The organism is Alterirhizorhabdus solaris (assembly GCF_007785815.1).
GTDB classification, from domain to species: domain Bacteria; phylum Pseudomonadota; class Alphaproteobacteria; order Sphingomonadales; family Sphingomonadaceae; genus Alterirhizorhabdus; species Alterirhizorhabdus solaris.
The window spans coordinates 20,235-34,119 of record NZ_VNIM01000013.1 but is presented as its reverse complement, the minus strand read 5'-3'; the positions used below and the strand labels follow the sequence as shown (position 1 = coordinate 34,119).

At 70.8% G+C, this 13,885-nt stretch carries 12 protein-coding genes; 11 read left to right on the top strand and 1 reads right to left on the bottom strand.

The features are described from left to right. Nucleotides 1–12 precede the first annotated feature (12 nt). Nucleotides 13–285, bottom strand: a complete 273-nt coding sequence (locus FOY91_RS05180) for an acyl carrier protein (RefSeq protein ID WP_145148831.1) — start codon at nucleotides 283–285, stop codon at nucleotides 13–15. Between the two features lie 145 nt (nucleotides 286–430). Here FOY91_RS05180 and FOY91_RS05175 point away from each other — a divergent pair, with 145 nt between their 5' ends. The 11 genes from FOY91_RS05175 (at nucleotide 431) to xrtA (ending at nucleotide 13,884) form a co-directional block, all read left to right on the top strand. After that, on the top strand, nucleotides 431–1,975 hold the full coding sequence (locus FOY91_RS05175; RefSeq protein ID WP_275265935.1) for an acyl-CoA ligase (AMP-forming), exosortase A system-associated: 1,545 nt from the start codon (nucleotides 431–433) through the stop codon (nucleotides 1,973–1,975). After that, entirely contained in the window at nucleotides 1,972–3,219 is a 1,248-nt protein-coding gene (locus tag FOY91_RS05170) for a pyridoxal-dependent decarboxylase, exosortase A system-associated (protein WP_145148827.1), read from the top strand. The genes FOY91_RS05175 and FOY91_RS05170 overlap by 4 nt, the downstream gene beginning before the upstream one ends. A gap of 103 nt (nucleotides 3,220–3,322) precedes the next feature. Further along, nucleotides 3,323–3,964, top strand: a complete 642-nt coding sequence (locus FOY91_RS05165; RefSeq protein WP_145148825.1) for an XrtA/PEP-CTERM system exopolysaccharide export protein — start codon at nucleotides 3,323–3,325, stop codon at nucleotides 3,962–3,964. 30 nt (nucleotides 3,965–3,994) lie between these two features. After that, complete coding sequence (locus FOY91_RS05160) at nucleotides 3,995–5,539, top strand: XrtA system polysaccharide chain length determinant (RefSeq protein ID WP_145148823.1); 1,545 nt, start codon at nucleotides 3,995–3,997, stop codon at nucleotides 5,537–5,539. 10 nt (nucleotides 5,540–5,549) lie between these two features. Further along, nucleotides 5,550–6,443, top strand: coding sequence for a P-loop NTPase (locus FOY91_RS05155; protein ID WP_145148821.1), 894 nt, complete (start codon nucleotides 5,550–5,552; stop codon nucleotides 6,441–6,443). Between the two features lie 17 nt (nucleotides 6,444–6,460). After that, the gene (locus FOY91_RS05150) at nucleotides 6,461–8,164 is read left to right on the top strand and encodes a hypothetical protein (protein ID WP_145148819.1); all 1,704 of its coding nucleotides are present in this window, start codon (nucleotides 6,461–6,463) and stop codon (nucleotides 8,162–8,164) included. Between the two features lie 36 nt (nucleotides 8,165–8,200). Then, nucleotides 8,201–9,199 carry an XrtA/PEP-CTERM system-associated ATPase gene (locus FOY91_RS05145; RefSeq protein ID WP_145148817.1) on the top strand — a complete coding sequence of 333 codons (999 nt, stop codon included), beginning with the start codon at nucleotides 8,201–8,203 and terminating at the stop codon, nucleotides 9,197–9,199. A gap of 14 nt (nucleotides 9,200–9,213) precedes the next feature. After that, nucleotides 9,214–10,056, top strand: coding sequence for an XrtA system polysaccharide deacetylase (locus tag FOY91_RS05140; RefSeq protein ID WP_145148815.1), 843 nt, complete (start codon nucleotides 9,214–9,216; stop codon nucleotides 10,054–10,056). 5 nt (nucleotides 10,057–10,061) lie between these two features. Then, a complete protein-coding gene (locus FOY91_RS05135) occupies nucleotides 10,062–11,138 on the top strand; it encodes a FemAB family XrtA/PEP-CTERM system-associated protein (protein WP_145148884.1) in 1,077 nt (358 codons plus the stop codon). Then, nucleotides 11,135–12,346, top strand: a complete 1,212-nt coding sequence (locus FOY91_RS05130; protein WP_420822858.1) for a TIGR03087 family PEP-CTERM/XrtA system glycosyltransferase — start codon at nucleotides 11,135–11,137, stop codon at nucleotides 12,344–12,346. Before FOY91_RS05135 ends, FOY91_RS05130 begins: the two co-directional genes overlap by 4 nt. Then, nucleotides 12,343–13,884, top strand: coding sequence for an exosortase A (gene xrtA / locus FOY91_RS05125; RefSeq protein WP_420822856.1), 1,542 nt, complete (start codon nucleotides 12,343–12,345; stop codon nucleotides 13,882–13,884). The genes FOY91_RS05130 and xrtA overlap by 4 nt, the downstream gene beginning before the upstream one ends. Nucleotide 13,885: the final 1 nt, after the last annotated feature.

The window sequence follows — 13,885 nt, the reverse complement described above, 5'->3', positions numbered from 1 at the left end:
ACCGGCGACGGATCAGCCGCGCGTCTTGCCCTCGGCGAAGGTGACGAGCGCGCCGAAGCTTTCCAGCATCTCGCCATCCACCTCGTCATCCTCGATCACGATGTCGAGGCGGTCTTCCAGTTCGGTCAGCAGACCGGCGACAGCCATTGAATCGAGTTCCGGCAGCGACCCGAACAGCAAGGTATCGGCGGTGATCGCATCGGCGCGCGCCCCCAGGCCCAGCACGTCGCGCAGGACGGATCGTACCGTGGCTTCCACCGTCTTGCCCTCGTCCAGCGTCGCCATGCCGTTTCCCCCTCACTGCGTGGTTTCAGCAATTAGCCGCCGTGCGGGCGATCGACAAGCCGCGGCCCGCTGCGGGCACGGCGTTTACCTTGTGGTTTCACCGCGCGTGGCAAGGGGCTATCGCCGATCGGGCAGGAGCAACCGCGTGAAGACCACCAGACCCCCCAGTGTAGCGGCGGACCCGACGCCCCGGCCGCTCGACCATCTCGCGCTGATGGGCGCGCGCGATGCGCCGGCGCTGGTCGACAAGCTCGGCACGCTGGATCACGCCGGGCTGGACGAGGCGGTCGGCCGGCTGGCGGCGACCCTGCGGGGGCAGGGCGCGCAGCCGGGCGATCGTGTCGCCTCGTGGCTGGCCAAGACGCGGCTGGCGTGCCTTCTGCCGCTCGCCTGCGCGCGGGCGGGGCTGGTGCATGTGCCGGTCAACCCGCTGCTCAGGCGCGCACAGGTGGCGCATATCCTGGCCGACAGCGGCGCGGTGTTGCTGATCGCCGGGGCGGGGCGCGCCGCCACGCTGGAGCCGGGGGACCGGCCGGTGGCGACGCGGCTGCTGATCGAGGAGGAGGCCGGGCTGCTGGAAGGCGGCGCCGCGCCGCTGCCCCCGTCCGCCGCCGCGCCCGACGATCTGGCGGCGATCCTCTACACCTCCGGCTCCACCGGCCGGCCCAAGGGGGTGATGCTGAGCCACGCAAACCTGTGGCTCGGTGCAATCTCGGTGGCGCATTACCTGCGGCTGGAAGCCGACGACCGGACATTGTGCGTGCTGCCGCTGAGTTTCGATTACGGCCAGAACCAGCTGTTCTCCATATGGGCGGCGGGTGGCTGCGCGGTGCCGCTCGACTATCTTACCCCGCGCGACGTGATACGCGCGGTGGAACGGCACGGCATCACCACGCTGGCGGGCGTGCCGCCGCTGTGGCTGCAACTGGCCGAGGCGGCGTGGCCGGGGGAGACGGCGGCAGGCCTGCGGCGGCTGACCAATTCGGGTGGGCGGCTGCCGGTGCCGCTGGTGCGGACCTTGCGGGCGCTGTTCCCGGCGGCGGACCTCTATTCGATGTACGGGCTGACCGAGGCGTTCCGATCGACCTACCTGCCGCCCGACCTGATCGACGCGCACCCCGAATCGATCGGCGACGCGATCCCGTTTGCCGAGATCATGGTGCTTCGGCCCGATGGCAGCGCGGCGGCGGCGGGCGAGCCGGGGGAGCTGGTCCACGCCGGGCCGCTGGTGGCGCGGGGCTACTGGAATGATCCGGAACGGACCACGTATCGCTTCCGCCCCGCGCCTGCGTCTGCGCGATCGGGCGGGCAGGCGGTATGGTCGGGCGATACGGTGGTGCGCGGGAACGACGGATTGTTGCGGTTCGTGGGGCGGGACGACGAGATGATAAAGACTGCCGGCAACCGCGTTTCCCCCAGCGACGTCGAGGAAGCGGCGGTGGCGAGCGGCGCGACCGGCGAGGCGGTGGCGCTGGGCGTGGCCGACGCGCGGCTCGGCCAGGCGATCCTGCTGGTGGCGCGCGGCGACGGGTCTGCCGAGGCGGCGCTGGCGGCGCATCTCAAGGCCGATCTGCCCGGCTTCATGCAGCCGCGCCGGATCGTGTGGCGGGTTGATCTGCCGCGCAACGCCAACGGCAAGCTGGATCGCGCCGCGCTGCGCGACGCCTTCGCGCAAGGAGAGACGGCATGAAGCCGATGGGTTCGATCCCGCCCGCCTACGCCGATGGGCAGGCGTTGACGATCGGCGGTCGCACGGTGGCCTCGCTGATCGGCGAGGCGGGCGATACGCCGATGTTCGCCTATGACCTGGCCGCGATCGAGCGCCGCATCGCCACCTTCCGCGCCGCCTTTCCGGGCGTGGGGCTGCATTATGCCATCAAGGCCAACCCTTTCGCGCCGCTTGCCGCTGCGATGGCGTCGCGGGTGGACGGGATCGACGTGGCCTCGGCGGGCGAGATGGTCCGTGCGATCGGGGCGGGCATGGCGGCGGCGGACATCTCGTTCGCCGGGCCGGGCAAGCGCGACCGCGAGATCGAGGAAGCGATCCTGCTCGGCGTGACGCTGAATCTCGAGTCGGAGGCGGAGGGCGACCGTGCCATTGCCATCGGCGACCGCATCGGCGTCCGCCCGCGGCTGGCGGTGCGGGTAAACCCCGATTTCGAGATCCGCGGATCAGGAATGCGGATGGGCGGCGGGGCCAAGCCGTTCGGCGTGGACGCGGCGCGCGCGGCGGCGCTGGTGCGGACGATCCGGCAGGCGGGGGCGGAGTGGCGCGGCTTCCACATCTTCGCCGGATCGCAGGCGCTGGATGCCGCCGCGATCGCCGAGACGCAGGCCGCCACGGTGGCGCTGGCCGCCGAACTGGCGGGGGGGGCGGCCGGTGCGCCGCCGCCGCTGGTGAACCTGGGTGGCGGCTTCGGCATTCCTTATTTTCCCGGCGATAGCGCGCTGGACGTGGGCGCGGTGGGCGCGGCGCTGGTCGCCACGCTGGCCGCGCGGCCCCGTGTACTGGGCGACACGAACTTCGCGATCGAGCTGGGGCGCTGGCTGGTGGGGGAGGCGGGCGTCTATCTCACCCGCGTGGTGGACCGGAAGGTGAGCCACGGCGAGGTCTTCCTCGTGACGGACGGGGGAATGCACCATCAGCTTGCCGCCAGCGGCAATTTCGGCACGGTGGTGAAGCGCAACTATCCGGTCGCCGTCGCGCATCGGCTGAACGACCCGGCGGAGGAGACCGCCAGCGTCGTCGGCTGCCTGTGCACCCCGCTCGACCGGCTGGCCGACCGGGTGTCGCTGCCGCGCGCGGGGGTGGGGGATGTGATCGCGGTGTTCATGGCCGGGGCCTATGGCGCCACCGCCAGCCCGCAGGCCTTTCTCGGCCATCCGCCGCCGCGCGAACTGCTTGTCGGCGGGCCACTCGTCGGCGAACGCTGATTGGGGTATTCTAACTTGATTTTTACCTCTCCTGTCCACTGCGGAGCCTGAACGGCGCCGTCGGCACGACAGGGGCGGGCAGGCACGTTCAGGGGGTTTTGCGATGACGAAGACGGGGAACAGGGCAAGGCTGATGCTGGTGTTGGCGGGCGTCGCCCCGCTGGCCGGATGCGCCACGGGCAACGCCACGCAACTGCCGCCGGCGCCGTTCGTGGAAAGCGCGGAGGCGCCGGGCGAGGATTACCTGATCGGCCCGCTCGATCAATTGACCGTGTTCGTGTGGCGCAATCCGGAGTTGGGCGCCAAGGTGCAGGTGCGCCCGGACGGTCGCATCACCACGCCGCTGATCTCCGAGATGCCGGCGGTGGGCAAGACGCCGGCGCAGCTTTCCAACGACATCAAGGCGGCGCTTTCCACCTACATCAAGGATCCGCTCGTCTCGGTGATCGTCGAGAATTTTTCCGGCACGTACTCGCAGCAGGTCCGCATCGTGGGGGCGACGGAGAAGCCGGCCTCGGTGCCGTACCGCGCGAACATGACGCTGCTCGACGCGATGATCGCGGTGGGCGGGCTGAACGACTATGCCGCCGGCAATCGCGCGCGGCTGGTGCGGTTCGACAAGGCGAGCGGCAAGCAGCAGGAATACGGCCTGCGGATCGACAGGCTGCTCAAGCGCGGCGACGCCTCGGCCAACGTGAAGTTGCAGCCGGGCGACGTCATCATCATCCCCGAGAGCCTGTTCTAGGGGTCGGACGGGCAAGCGGCGGGAACCGGGATGAACGGCATCTACGACGAGATCAGGATCGCGGTCCACCAGGTGTGGCATCGCCGCTGGCTGGCGCTGGCGGTGATGTGGGGCATCTGCCTGGCCGGCTGGCTGGTGATCGCGCTCATCCCGAACAGCTACGAGAGCGGGGCGCGGCTGTTCGTCCAGATGCAGTCGATCCTGCCGGAGAAGATGGGGATCAGCACCGGCGAGCGGATGGCCGACATCGACCGCGTCCGCCAGACGCTGACCTCGGCCGAAAATCTCGAGCGGGTGGTGCGGTCGACCGATCTGGTGGTGCAGGCGGGCAACGCTGGCGATGTCGACGAGATGGTCGCCCGGCTCCAGCGCAACATCACGGTGAAGTCCCCGCAGGACAACATGTTCGAGATCGGCGTGCGGACCAGCGGCGGCGGGCTGACCGATGCGCAGAACGCCCGGCTGGCCAAGACCGTGACGGAGAAGCTGCTCGACCTGTTCGTCGCCGAGAACCTGGCCGGCGACCGGGCCGAGACCGGCGACACGATCCGCTTCCTCGACGGCGAGCTGGCGCGGCGCGAGAAGGCGTTGCAGGTGGCCGAACAGGCGCGCGCCGCGTTCGAGCAGAAATATGTCGGGCTGTTGCCGGGCGTCGGCTCGATCGCGCAACGTATGGAGGCGGCGCGGTCCGAATCGCAGGATGTCGAGGCGAACCTGATGGCGGCGCAGAGCGCGCTGTCGGCGTTGAACGGTCAGCTCGGCAGTACCCCGGCGACGGTGGCGGCGCCCAGCTTCGGCGGCGGCAGCGTGGGCGGCGCGCGCGGGCGGATCGCCGCGCTGGAGGCGCAGATCTCCGACGATCAGGCCAAGGGCTGGACCGAGGCGCATCCGGACGTGATCGCCGCGCGCCAGCAGATCAACCGCCTGCGCGGGGCCGCCGCCAGCGAGGGGCGCGGCGGCAGCACCGTGGGCACCACGCCCAACCCGATGTACATGACGCTGCGATCGATGCAGGCCGAGAAGCAGGCGACGGTGGCGGCACTGACCGCGCGCCGCGCGCAGATCGGTTCGGACATGTCGCAGTTCGCCGCCAAGCAGGCAGCCGAGCCGGGCGTCGTCGCCGAACAGTCACGCCTCAACCGCGACTATGACGTGCTGAAGGCGCAATATGACAAGCTGCTGAGCGATCGCGAGGACGTGCGCCTGCGCAGCGACGTGGCGACGAAGACCGATTCGATCAGTTTCCGCGTGATCGACCCGCCCTATCTGCCGCGCGTGCCCGTCTCCCCCAACCGCCCGCTGCTGCTGGCGCTCGTGCTGGTGCTGGGGATCGCGGGCGGGGTCGGCGCCGCCTTCGCCAAGGCGCAGCTGCAGACGACCTACGCCACCGCCGAGCGGCTGGCGCGGGCGAGCGGGCTGCCGGTGCTGGGTGCGGTCGGCGAGGTGCTGACGCCGGCCAACATCGTCGATCGCCGCAAGCGGCTGGTGTGGTTCGCCGGCGGGGCGGGGGCGCTGGGTGCCTGTTTCGCGCTGCTGCTGCTGGTCGAGTTCGTCCAGCGCGGGATGATGGCCTGAGGATGACCCGATGAACAATCCGAAACGCGCATCGCTGCTGGAACGCGCCGCCAGGGTCTACGACTTCAACGCGGCGCTGCGGGCGCGGCCGGGGGGCGAGCCGGGGCCGTCGCCGGACGACGCGCCCATCGCCGAGCCGCTGCGTGCCGAACTCGCGCGGTTCGAGATGCCGCCGGCCATGCCGGGCCGCTTCGGCACGATCGACCGTGAGGAGCTGCGCGAGGCCGGTTTCATCCTGCCCGACGCGCCGGTGAGCGCGCTCGCCGAGGAGTTCCGGATCGTCAAGCGGCAGCTGCTGCTGGCGGCGATGGAGGGCGGCGATCCGCGCAGCCGGCGCATCCTCGTCGCCTCTGCGCTGCCGGGCGAGGGCAAGAGCTTCTGCGCGGTCAATCTGGCGCTCTCGATCGCCAACGAGCGCGATCTGGAGGTGCTGCTGGTCGATGCCGACGTCGCCAAGCCGTCGATCCTCTCGATGCTGGGGCTGGAGGCCGGGCCGGGGCTGATGGACGCGATCGCCGACCCCGCGGTCGACCCCGAGGCATGCGTGATCCGCACCGATCTGGGCCATTTGTCGGTGCTGCCCGCGGGCCGGCAGAGCAACGAGGCGACCGAACTGATCGCTTCGGATCGGACGCGCGTGGTGGTGGAGGCGCTGGGCCGGGTGCCGAACCGCATCACCATCTTCGATTCGCCCCCGGCACTGGCCGCCTCGCCCGCCTCCGTCCTGGCGCTGCATGTGGGCCAGACAATGATGGTGGTGCGGGCCGACCGCACCGGCGAGGGCGACCTGAAGGATGCGCTGAAACTGCTGGCGGGGTGCGACGACATCCGCCTGCTGCTCAACGCCACCTCGGCGGGCCTCGGCCGGCGGCGGTTCGGCACCTATTACGGCTACGGCGCGTGAGGGGGATGCGCCCGCTTATGGTGAACACGGCGTTCACCGCGATTGTTCTGGCCATGCCGGCGTCACCTGCGGCGGCACAGGCGGTGCCGGTCTCGTCCGGCTCGTCCACGTCGTCCGACACCGCACGGTCCGATTCGACGGCGGCCGACGACAGGCCGGCCAAAAGCGGGACGACCAGACCGCGACGCTCGATCACGCCGTATCTCGAAGTGCAGCAGGTGATCGATTTCGATCTGGCGGGCAACGATCCGCGCGGCACCAACACCTATACCGCGGTGGCGGCAGGCGTGCAGGCGTCGGTGGATACGCGCAACCTCTCCGGCACGATCGACTATCGTTACGAGCACCGCTTCGGCTGGGGCGACGGGCTGGCCGATCAGGATATCCACACCGGGCTGGCGCGCGGCCGGGTCGGGCTGGTGCCCGATCTCGTCTCGCTGGAGGGTGGGCTGCTCGCCACCCGCGCGCGCACCGACATCCGGGGGGATGCGCCGACGCTGCTGATCGGCGACCAGTCCAACCTGTCGCAGGTGTACGGCCTGTACGCCGGCCCCGCGCTCGCCACGCGGGTGGGCGATCTGGATGTCGCCGCCAGCTACCGCTTCGGCTATGTGAAGGTGAAGACGAGCACCGATTTCGCGCTCGCCGCCGGGCAGCCCCGGCTCGATGGTTATGACAGCTCGACCAATCATGCCGCCGCCGCCAGCGTAGGCATGCGGCCGGGGGTGCTCGGGGTCGGCTGGAAGCTTTCGGCCGGCTACGAGCGGGAGGATACCGCGCAGCTCGACCAGCGGTACGACGGCAAGTTCGTCCGCGCCGAGGTGACGGTGCCGGTGTCCCGCACGCTCGCGCTGGTGGGCAGCGTGGGGTACGAGAAGATCGAGGCGAGCCAGCGCGCGCCGCTGATCGATGCCGCCGGCCAGCCGGTGGTGAACAGCAACGGCCGCTACGTCACCGATCCGGCCAGCCCGCGCTTGCTGGCCTACGATACCGACGGGCTCATCTACGACGGCGGCGTGATCTGGCGACCGAACCGGCGGACCACGCTGGAGGCGCGGCTGGGGCACCGCTATGGCGGCACCATCTTCAATGGCTCGTTTGACTGGCAGATCGACAGCCGTTCCGGCCTGCGGATCGGCGTGTACGACCAGATCGACAGCTTCGGGCGCGGGCTGACGCGGGGCATCTCCTCGCTGCCCACGCAGTTCACGCTGGCGCGCAATCCGTTCGGCAACGCCTTCACCGGCTGCGTGTTCGGCGCCACGCCCGGCACCGGCGGCTGCCTGAACAACGTGTTCCAGTCGATCAGCACCGCCAACTTCCGCAGCCGTGGCGTGTATGCGCTGTATTCCGGGCGCAACGGGCGGTGGACCTACGGGCTGGGCGGCGGCTATTCGCAGCGCCGCTTCCTCGCGCCGGAAATCCCCGGCCTGTTCACGCTGAACGGGGTGGAGGACGAAAGCTGGTCGGTGCAGGGCAACCTGGGGCGCCGCATCACCACGGACTCGGGCGTCGATTTCGCGGTGTACGGCGATCTCTACCGCAGCGGCATCGCCGGCGCGGGCGACGTGAAGAGCGGCGCTGCGACGGCGAATTATTACCGCACGCTGGGCGATCACCTCACTGCCAATGCGGCGGTGGGGCTGTTCGCCTTCGATACGGAAGGGTTTGAAACGGACGTTTCAGGAACGCTACTTCTCGGCATGCGCTACGCTTTCTAAACGGATGTCGCGCATTACCGGCGGCGGAGACGCTTGATGTACACAGATCATTACGGGCTGACCGGCCGCCCCTTCCAGCTGACGCCGGACCCGGTGTTCTACTTCGACAGCGGCACGCACAAGAAGGCGATGGCGTATCTCGGCTACGGGCTGGCGCAGGGCGAGGGCTTCATCGTCATCACCGGCGATATCGGCGCGGGCAAGACGACGCTGGTCGGCCACCTGATGGCGACGATCGACCGCGCGCGCCTCACCGTGGTGCGCCTCGTCTCCACGCAGGTGGACGGGGACGATATCCTGCGGCTGACGGCGCAGGGGCTGGGCGTGGCGACCGAGGGTATGGCCAAGGCGCAACTGCTCGATCGGGTGGAGCGCACCCTGCACGCACAGACGCGCGAGGGGCGGCGGACACTGCTGATCGTCGACGAGGCGCAGAACCTGCCCGTCGCCGCGCTGGAGGAGCTGCGGATGCTCTCCAATTTCCAGGCGGGCGGGCAATCGCTGTTGCAGATCGTGCTGCTCGGCCAGCCCGAGTTCCGCGACAAGCTGCAGAAGGACGACAATCTCGAACAGCTGCGCCAGCGGGTGATCGCCACGCATCACCTCGACCCGATGGAGCCGGAGGAAGTCGGCCCGTATCTGGTGCATCGCCTGACGATGGTCGGCTGGAGCGGAACGCCGACCTTTACCGAGGATGCCTGCATCGCGCTGCACACGCTGTCGCGCGGGGTGCCGCGCACGCTCAACACGCTGGCGACGCGGCTGCTGCTGCACGGCGCGATCGAGAACCTGTCGGTTATCGACGCCGATGCGGTGGCGGTGGTGGCCGAGGACATGGGGCAGGACAGCGAGAGAGCGGACGCGCCCGCCGACCTGTCGGGGCATCCTTTGCTCGATCGGGTCGCGGCGCTCGAGGCGCAGGTGGAGGAACAGGATATCGTGCTGCGGCAGGTGCTGACGCTGCTGATCGACTGGGCCAAGGATGACGGCAAGCCGCAGCGGCCCGGCTCGCCTCGCCGCGCCGCCAGACGCTGAAACGTCGCCCGCCGATGCGCAACGCGCTTTCCGTCGATGTCGAGGACTGGTTTCAGGTCGGCGCGTTCGAGACGGTGATCGACCGGGCCGACTGGGACGGGCTGACCGGCCGGGTGGAACGCAACAGTGACGTGGTGCTGCGGCTGTTCGCCGAGGAGGGGGTGAAGGCGACCTTCTTCACGCTCGGCTGGGTGGCGCATCGACATCCCGCGCTGATCCGCCGGATCGTGGACGCCGGGCACGAGATCGCCAGCCACGGCTGGGATCATGCGCGCGTATTCAGCCTGACGCCCGACCAGTTCCGCGCCGACCTTGCCCGCGCGAAGGCCGCGATCGAGGATGCGGGCGGCGTGGGCGTGACGGGCTATCGCGCGCCGAGCTTCTCGATCGACACGCGCACGCCCTGGGCACACGAAATACTGGCGGACGAGGGCTATGCCTATTCGTCCAGCGTGGCGCCGGTGAAGCACGATCATTACGGCTGGCCGGAGGCGCCGCGTTTCGCCTTTCGCCCGGTGGCGGGGTCCGCACTGGTGGAGCTGCCGGTGACGACGGTGCGCGTGGCCGGACGTACGCTGGCGGCGGGCGGCGGCGGCTTCTTCCGGATGCTGCCCTATGGCTTTTCGCGCTGGGCGATCGACCGGGTGAACCGTGCCGAGCAGCGCCCGGCGATCTTCTACTTCCATCCGTGGGAAATCGACCCGGGCCAGCCGCGCGTGGCGAACGCGCCGCTCCGTTCGCGGGTGCGGCACTACAGCCGGCTGGCGGCGATGGAGGGCAAGCTACGCCGGCTGATCCGCCGCTTCGAATGGGGGCGGGTGGATCATGTGGTCGCGGGGCAGGCATCCCGGCTGTGACCGCTATGGCGCCGATGCGGGCGGGGGTGCGGGCCGATGGCGTGACGATCGCGGCGGTCGACCCGGTGCGGGACGGCGGTGCGGTCGAGGCGTGGGTACGCGCACGGGCGGATGCCACGCCGTTCCACCTGCCGGCGTGGAGCGCGGCGGTGGCGCGCGGGTGCGGCCAGCCGGCGCATTATCTGGTGGCGCGATCGGGCGGAGCGATCGCCGGCGTGCTGCCGCTGAGTGCGATCCACTCGCCGTTGTTCGGCCGCGCGCTGGTCTCGAGCGGGTTCGCGGTGGGCGGCGGCATCCTCGCCGGGGACGACGGCGTGGCGGCGGCGCTGGCGGAGGCGGCGTGGGCGCTGGCGGGGCGGCTGAGCACGCCCTCGCTGGAACTGCGCGGCGGCTGGCTGCCCGAGGGCGACGGCTGGCACATCTCGCGCGAGTCCTATGCCGGCTTCACCCGCCCGCTGGCGGCGGACGACGACGCCGAACTGCTGGCCATCCCGCGCAAGCAGCGTGCCGAGGTGCGCCGCGCGCTGGGTTTTCCGCTGACGGTGGAGATCGGCCGGGGCGAGCGCGACCGGGCGGCGCATTACGCGGTCTATGCCGCCAGCGTGCGAAACCTCGGCACGCCGGTGTTTCCGCGCGCGCTGTTCGAGGCGATGCTCGATGCACTGGGCGACGAGGCGGATATCCTCACGATCCGGCACGAGGGGCGGCCGGTCGCGAGCGTGCTGAGCCTGTATTTCGGCGGGTGCGTGATGCCTTACTGGGGCGGCGGCACGACGGAGGCCCGGACGTGGCGGGCCAACGACCTGATGTATTTCGCGCTGATGCGCCATGCCCGTGCGCGCGGCTGCACGACGTTCGATTTCGGCCGGTCGAAACCCGGCACCGGCGCGTTCGCGTTCAAGCGAAACTGGGGCTTCGTGCCCGCACCGCTGGCCTACGCCACACGTACTGCCGATGGCGTGGCGCCGCGCGTGGTGAACCCGCTCGACCCGAAGTACAGCTTGCAGGTGGCGGCGTGGCGCAGGCTGCCGCTGTGGCTGGCGAACCGTCTGGGGCCGATGATCGCGCGTGGTCTGGGGTGATGGGTGACATCCTGTTCCTCGCCCACCGCGTGCCCTATCCGCCCGACCGCGGCGACAAGATCCGGTCGTTCCATCTGCTCAAGGCGCTGGCAAAGCTGGGCCGCGTCCATCTCGCCGCCTTCGCCGACGATGCAGCGGACGAGGGACATGCCGCCGCGCTCGATCCGTATGTCGCCACGCGCCATGTCGAGCGGCGGACGCGATCGCAGGTCGCGGCGGGGCTGGCGGCGTTGCGGACCGGGCGGCCGGTGTCGCTGGCGTTGTTCGAGAGCGCGGGGATCGCCGGTTTCGTGGCGCAGACGCTGCGGGAGCGGCCGATCGAGACGATCTTCGTCTTTTCCGGCCAGATGGCGCAGTTCGTCCCCGCCGATCGCGGCGCCGCGCGCTTCGTCATGGATTTCGTCGACGTGGACTCGGCCAAGTTCGCCGCCTATGCCGACACTGCGAGGCAGCCCATGCGCCGGATCCACGCGCGCGAGGCGCGGTTGTTGGGGGCGTATGAGATCGCCACCGCCGCCCGCGCCGATGCCAGCCTGTTCGTCAGCGAGGCGGAGGTGGCGCTGTTCCGAAGGCATAGCGGGCTGGGGGCGGAAAAGGTGCAGGCGCTGGGCAACGGCGTCGATCTGGCATTCTTCGATCCGGCGGTTGCGGTGGAGCGCCCGAATGTGCCGACGCCGCTGATCGTGTTCACCGGCCAGATGGACTATCCGCCGAACATGGCCGCCGTGATCCGCTTCGCCCGAGAGAGCCTGCCCGCGATCCGCGCGACCGTGCCCGGTGCCACCTTCGCCATCGTCGGCCGCAATCCCGCCCCGGCCGTGCGCGCGCTGGCCGCGCTGCCGGGGGTGATCGTGACGGGGGCGGTGGCGGACGTGCGCGGCTGGCTGGCGGCGGCGGCCGTGGTGGTCGCGCCGCTCGATCTGGCGCGCGGCATCCAGAACAAGGTGCTGGAAGCGATGGCGATGGGCCGCCCGGTCGTCGCCTCGCCGGCCGCGTTCGAGGGGATCGAGGCGGTGGCGGGCGCCGAATTGATCGTGGCCGATGCAGCGGGCGAAGCGGTGGCGGTGATCGGCCTGCTCACCCGGCCCGATGCCGCCGCGCGGCTGGGCCTGGCGGCGCGCGCGCGGCTGGTGGCGGATTATTCGTGGGAGAGCCGGCTCGCGCCGCTGGCCGGGCTGGTCACCGCACCCCGCGCCGTGGCGGTGTGAGCGTGGCGACGATCGGTGCACGCGTGGCCCGTGTGCAGGCGACGCCGTGGCGGCTGGCGCTCGGCTGGCTGGGCGGCGTGACGGCGGCGGTCGTGGCGCTGTTCCACCGCGACGCGCTGGCGATGGCCGACATCTGGTGGAACAGCTCCACCTACGGGCATTGCCTGTTCATTCTCCCGATCGTCGGCTGGCTGGTGTGGCAGCGCGCGCCCGAACTGGCCCGGCTGGTGCCGCAGGCGTGGTGGCCGGGGCTGGTGATCGTGGCGGCGGGCGCGGGCGGATGGTTGCTCGGCCAGGCTGCCGGCGTGGGGTTCGCGCGGCATCTGGGGCTGGTGCTGATGCTGCAGGGGGCGGTCGTCGCCTGCCTCGGCCCGGCGGTGGCGCGCGGGCTGCTGTTTCCGCTGGCCTACCTGCTGCTCCTGGTGCCGGTGGGCGATATGCTGGTGCCGCCGTTGCAGACGATCACGGCGAAGATGTGCATGGTGCTGCTCGGCGTTGTCGGCGTGCCGGCGCGGATCGAGGGCGTGTTCATCACCATCCCCAACGGCTATTATGAAGTGGCCGAGGCGTGTTCCGGCGTGAAGTTCCTCGTCGCGATGATCGCCTATGGCGCGTTGGTCGCCAACGTATGCTTTCGCAGCCGGGCCAAGCGCGCGGGGTTCATGGCGGTGGCGATCGCGGTGCCGGTGCTGGCCAACGGGCTGCGTGCGTTCGGCACGATCTATGTGGGCCACCTGACCGACGGCACGGTGGCGGGCGAGTTCGATCATGTCGTCTATGGCTGGGTCTTCTTCGCCGCCGTGATGGTGGCGGTGATGGCGGTGAGCTGGCGCTTCTTCGATCGCGGGCCGAACGACCGCTGGCTCGATGCCGCGGCACTCCAGCCGGTGAGGCCGGTGGCGGACCGGCCGGGGCGGATCGCCGGTTTGGCGGGGGCGGTGCTGCTGCTGGCGATGGCGCCGCTCGCGTGGGGCAGTGCCATCGCGGCGGGGGGCGGGGCGCAACTGCCGGCCCATATCGCCCCGCCCGATGTGCCGGGGTGGACGCGCGCGGCGGAGGTGTCGCACTATCCGTGGCGGCCGCGCTTCGACGGGGCGGATCATCGCGTGATCGGCCATTATCGCGATGCCGCCGGGCGCGCGGTGGATCTTGCGATCGTCGTCTATGGCCATCAGGCGGAGGGCCGCGAGATCGTCGGTTACGGGCAGGGCGCGGTCGATCCGACGAGCGACTGGGCGTGGACCGACGATACGCGCGCCCCGCCGCAGGGCCGCGCGTTCCGCATCTCCGCGCCGGGGCCGGTGGTGCGCGAGGTGGTGACATTCTACCGCGTCGGCCGCACGACCACCGGCAGCGACACGCGGGTGAAGCTGGAGACGCTGCGTGCGCGCCTGCTCGGCGGGCCGCAGCGGGCGGTGGCGATCCTCGTGTCGGCCGAGCAACCGGGAGCAGCGGGCAGCGCACGGCCGGCGATCGACGCCTTCCTGACTGCGCTGGGCGATCCCGGCGCGCTGGCCGACCGCATGGCGGGGCTGTAGG